Origin of the sequence: Chthonomonas sp. (genome assembly GCF_035294165.1) — a bacterium.
Classification (GTDB): domain Bacteria; phylum Armatimonadota; class Chthonomonadetes; order Chthonomonadales; family Chthonomonadaceae; genus Chthonomonas.
In genome coordinates this window covers 1-5280 of record NZ_DATGLN010000135.1, presented here as the reverse complement: position 1 = coordinate 5280, position 5280 = coordinate 1, and the positions used below count along the sequence as shown (strand labels likewise).

The 5280-nt window shown below is 54.2% G+C and carries 3 protein-coding genes; 1 reads left to right on the top strand and 2 read right to left on the bottom strand.

Annotated features, from left to right (window positions below; genetic code table 11):
- Nucleotides 1–242 precede the first annotated feature (242 nt).
- Nucleotides 243–1091 (top strand): phytanoyl-CoA dioxygenase family protein, encoded by an 849-nt coding sequence (locus VKV29_RS06890; RefSeq protein WP_324200569.1) that lies wholly within the window; start codon nt 243–245, stop codon nt 1089–1091.
- Between the two features lie 72 nt (nt 1092–1163).
- Here VKV29_RS06890 and alaS read toward each other — a convergent pair whose 3' ends face one another.
- Both alaS and VKV29_RS06880 read right to left on the bottom strand, forming a co-directional pair.
- Nucleotides 1164–3890, bottom strand: coding sequence for an alanine--tRNA ligase (gene alaS, locus VKV29_RS06885; protein ID WP_324200568.1), 2727 nt, complete (start codon nt 3888–3890; stop codon nt 1164–1166).
- An 87-nt stretch (nt 3891–3977) separates the two neighbouring features.
- On the bottom strand, nt 3978–5280 hold a 1303-nt coding region (locus tag VKV29_RS06880; protein ID WP_324200567.1), incomplete at its 5' end, for a CRTAC1 family protein.

Below are 5280 nucleotides of genomic sequence, written 5' to 3'. Positions count from 1 at the left end.
TCACTTGACACAACAAACACTCCTATGATATACTATAAACGAAGGTATCCTTCTTTCTCGTCCTCAATTGAAGTGTACCCAGGTGCGCGGATGCCACTTGCGGTGCTGCCCGGCTTCAATGGCGAAGCCGGGCGCTTTTTTCTGTGGGCAGGGAAACTCTCACCTAATGGCCAATTGTAGATTCTAAGGGACTAAACCGTAATTGCTACTACACCCAAATCTTGAATCGAGGAGTTTCCTGTATGAGCGTGTTCACCCCAGAAGACTTGGCGTTCTTTGAGGAGAACGGCTACGTCATCGCCCGAAACGTCGTGCCTGTGGAGCTGTGTAACGCGGTAGTCAACGCCATCTTCGAGTTTCTCGGCATGGACCCCCATAATCCCGAGGACTGGTATCGCCCACCCCTAAAACCCGGCGGGATGATCGAAATGTACCAGCATCAAGCCCTGTGGGACACCCGCCAATATCCTCGCGTCCACCAGGCCTTCTCCGAAATCTTCGGCACCCCGAAACTCTGTGTCACCATAGACCGCGTAGGCATGAAGCCGCCCCGTCATCCAAACCATCCAGAATATGACCACAAAGGCTTCATCCATTGGGATGTTGACACCTCTAAACTTCCCCTTCCCTTCGGCGTCCAAGGCGTTCTATGCCTCACCGACACAACAGAAGACATGGGAGGCTTTCAATGTATCCCCGGCTTCCATAAAGGGCTTGAAGAGTGGATCGCCACGCAACCACCGGATAGGAACCCGCGCGTCCCCGATCTCAACGCCCTTCCGCCGGGCAAAAAGGTGGTTCCCATCCCCGCAAAAGCCGGAGATCTCATCATCTGGATCAATACCCTCGCCCACGGCAACGGGCATAACGTATCGAACCGTCCCCGTTTCTCACAATATATCTCGATGTTTCCCGCTGAGCGCCTCACCGAGGAGCAGCGCCAGCACCGCATACACTGCTGGCAGCACCGCCTGCCACCCGGTAACAGCGTCTTTCCAGGCGACCCTCGTGAGATAGAGCAAAAGTACCAAAAAACGGCCGAACTCACTCCCCTCGGACGTAAGCTGCTTGGTCTCGACCCGTGGGATTAGGCAGAAATTCGCACACTTACGCTTACCCCCTCGCTAGCATCGCGAGGGGGCCTACTTTTAGCTCGGTAGGAGCTAGGGTTTCTGCGTTTTCTGCGCCCTCACCAAATCCGGCACAGCCTTCAGCGCCTCAGAAAGCTTGGAAGAATCCCGGCCGCCGGCCGTGGCAAAATCGGCTCTTCCGCCGCCACCACCGCCCATGATCTTGGCAACCTCTCTTACTAAGTTCCCGGCATGATAGCCCTGCTGAACCAGATCGGTTGTAACTTTGGCAGCAACCAGTCCCTTCCCTTCCACTACAGTCCCCAGCACAACGATCGCCGTCTTCAAACGCTTCGCAATCCGCTCCACTAAGTCACCCAACGTTTTGGCATCCACTTCTTCCAACGTAGTGGCCAACACGGGGATTCCATCCACCAGCGTCGGTTCCAACGTGTCGAGACGCGCAATAGATTGCGCAAATAGCAACTGACGATTGCGCTTCTCTAAGTCCTCCTTCTCCCTCATAAGGCGCTCTACCGCTGCCGGCAGCTCCTCCACACGGGTTCGCAGCAACGTTGTCAGTTGCTCGATCGTCTGTTCGCGTCGGCGGGTGTACTCCCAAGCCGCCCGGCCGGTTACCGCCTCAATGCGTCTTACTCCTGAAGCGATGCCGGTTTCGGAAACAATCCGGAAAAGCCCCACTTGGCTCGTGCGCTGCAGGTGCGTTCCGCCGCAAAGCTCAAGGCTAAACCCTGGAATCTCAATCACACGTACGCGCTCACCATACTTCTCTCCAAAAAGCGCCATCGCACCTCGCGCCTTGGCCTCCTCAAGAGGCACATCCCAGTGAACTTCTAGCTCCACATCGTTAAGAACCTCGGCATTTACCAGCTCTTCTACCTGTCTCAACTCATCGGGAGTCAGTGGAGCGGTGTGAGTAAAGTCGAATCGCAGCCTATCCGGTGCCACTAAAGAACCTTTTTGATATACATGAGTACCCAGCACCTGCCGAAGAGCCGCCTGCAAAAGATGGGTCGCCGTATGATTTCGCATGATGTCGAGCCGGCGCATGCGGTCAACCGTCGCATGAACCTTCTGCCCTACTCGCAACTCCCCTTCCTGCACTATTACAGAGTGGAGATAGACACCTAATGGATTTTTCTGGGTATCGCACACCTCGGCTCGCAGCGCGCATGTGGTCTCTCCCTCCGGTGCCACCAATGTGCCTGTGTCGCCAACTTGTCCGCCCGCCTCTGCATAAAACGGAGTCCGATCAAGCACAACCGTCACCTTCTCGCCTGCTCGTGCAAACTCCACAGGCCGCTCCCCTACATAGATGGCCAGCACCTTCGCCACCGCTTGCAGCGTATGATAACCGAGAAACTCCGTCGGCGGCAGATCGGCGCCAATGACGCCCTTCAGCACAGAGGCCGAAAAGACCTCCCTATCTATTTTGCTCGACTGTTGCGAGCGTACACGCTGCGTCTCCAACTCCGCCTCAAAACCCTCTAAATCAACCTCTACGCCCGCCTCCGCCGCCAGCTCTTGGGTAAGCCTTAAAGGAAAACCATAGGTATCGTAAAGGCGAAACACATCGTGGCCGGGGAGACGTTTCGTCGTCTGAACCTCCACCGAGTGCAACATCTCTGTCAGAATGCGCATGCCTCTATCGAGAGTGCGGCGGAACTGCTCCTCCTCCGTCCGTATCGTTTGGAGAATAAGAGCCTGTCGCTCCTCAAGCTCCGGATAGAAATCGCGCATCTGTGCGATCACGTGGGGGGCTACCTCATGGAGGAAGGGTGCATCAAAGCCTAAGGCCATTTTGCCATAACGCACGGCACGTCGCATAATGTAGCGTAGCACATACCCGCGTCCCTCATTGGAAGGCAAAATGCCATCGGCGATGCAGAAAACCATGCAACGCGTATGTTCGGCAACCACCCGAAAAGCGAAATCGGTGGGCGACATGCTGCCCTCATATCGCACTCCGGCTAATTTCTCGATAGCCTCCAGTGTAGGGCCGAACAGATCGGTCTCGAACACACTGCGTTTCCCCTGTGCGATATACGCGATGCGATCAAGGCCGGCGCCCGTGTCGTTGTTTTTTTGTGGGAGGGGTGTTAAGATCGGCTTGCCATCCGTGTCTGTGCTGCGGTTATACTGTGTAAACACATTATTCCAAATCTCCAGCCATCGCCCTTCGGCCTCATCTTTCAGAAAGCGCTGCGTCGGCGTCAGCTTGGGGTCGGCGGTTAGCTCTTCTACCGGCACAAGGCGATAGTAGACCTCCGAACAGGGCCCACAAGGCCCGTCGGGCCCTTCGCTAAGAACGTTGGCCGGCCAAAAGTTCTTGTCTTCATCGAGACGATGGATGCGGTCTGCGGGCAGCCCAATCTTTTCGTGCCAAATGGAGTAGGATTCCTCATCGTCTTTGTAAACCGTTGCGCACAGCCGTTCAGGCTCAAGCCCGACCACCTGGGTTAGGAACTCCCACGTCCACGGGATGACTTCGGCTTTAAAGTAGTCGCCAAAGCTAAAGTTGCCTAACATCTCAAAGAAGGTACAATGCGAGTAGTCCCCCACACTATCAATGTCGCCGGTGCGCACACATTTCTGCACTGTTGTAATGCGTCGTGAGGGCGGGGTGGCAACCCCGGCGAAATAGGGTTTAAACTGCTGCATTCCCGAACCGGTAAAGAGGGTCGACTCGTCGAGATGGCCGAGCACATCTATAGGAATCAGCGGCGCTCCCGGCAAATGAAGGTGTCCTCGCTCTTTAAAAAACTCGATATAGGCCCTTCGCAAAACATGGGCTTGCATCTTCTGCTACCTCTTTCCTTTCCTACGTTCTAGGCATAAGTATACAACAGGAAAGAGATACCTTCACATAACTGGCCCGTGGATATCTCACAAAACGGAAAACTTCCGCTCTCCCTCACAAATAGCCACATAACGGTTAGTAGGAACCTCTTCAAAAATGTCCACATGACCGCTAGGCCATCTCACGGTTAATCGGTTCACTGATCTCTCATTGCCAAGCCCAAAATGCACACGCTGGTCAGAAGAAGACATATAAGAGCCTCCGGCCTGGCATTGGCGTAGGAGGCGCCTCGCTCCTGCTTCAACCACTAGGAGAGCCCCATATCCATCGCGGTTACAACGCTTTCCTTCAAGTCGAATGCCAAGCCAATTTCCAACCGGCTCTGTCTCATTGTGTAATAGCAACGGGCTTCCCTCGCTATCTACAACCAACAGATCAACTCGACCATCATTATCGTAATCCCCAACAGCCAAACCGCGCCCTACGATAGGACGCATGAGATCGCTCCCTGACAGAGGCGTTACATCAGAAAAGAGAATGGGGTCGCCCCCACTATTGTGCAGCAATAGGCAGGGCTGTCGGTAGTTAGTAGAAGGGTCGATCTCATGGATGTTATCCTGCACATGTCCATTCGAGAAGACAAGGTCGAGCCATCCATCGTTATCAAAATCAAAAAATTTGACCCCAAAAGCCACATAAGGCCTCGCTACATCCGCAATCCCAGTATTACGCGCTCGATCTGCAAATATACGATCCCCCTCATTATGGTATAAACATTTCTCCTCATGCTGAAAGGTAGCCACCACCAAATCCAGCCGCCCATCGTTATCATAATCGCCCCAGTCGGTGCCCATGCCGCCATGAATGTTCCCCATTCCATCGGTGGCAACTCCCGCCTCGCGTCCAATATCATGATAGCTCCATGCGCTTCCATGGCCTATGGGATAAAGCAAATTGCCATCTATTTCATCGTTTGAGTAGACGATAGACGGCCTCCCTGAACCGTCAAAATCAGCACACGCAATCCCTAAGCATCTTCCAGACCCCTGAGCATGGTAGAGAGACGTTTTGTTGCTAAACTGTCCATCACCCAGATTAACATACAAAACGCAATGCTCCGGCTTGTAGTAGCGCGGACCACAAGAGGTCATAACACCGTGCTCAGTACAAAGCTGTGGCTTTACGTCCGGTCCAAAAACAGCATAATTGCCAATGACTAGATCGAGGTACCCGCTGTTGGTGGTTTGCACCCAGGCTGCTGAGGTGCCCCAAGGCTGAGGCGCTATCCCGCTCTGCGCCGTCACATCCTTGAAATGGCTCCCTCCCTCGTTGTGCAATAACACCCCACCCCGATACGCCGTAATGTAGATGTCCACGTACCCATCGTTA

What these genes read in the sequence shown, in the direction of transcription:
- alaS (WP_324200568.1), bottom strand. Translation starts at nt 3,890, where the DNA reads ATGCAAGCCCATGTTTTGCGAAGGGCCTATATCGAGTTTTTTAAAGAG.
- VKV29_RS06890 (WP_324200569.1), top strand. Translation starts at nt 243, where the DNA reads ATGAGCGTGTTCACCCCAGAAGACTTGGCGTTCTTTGAGGAGAACGGC.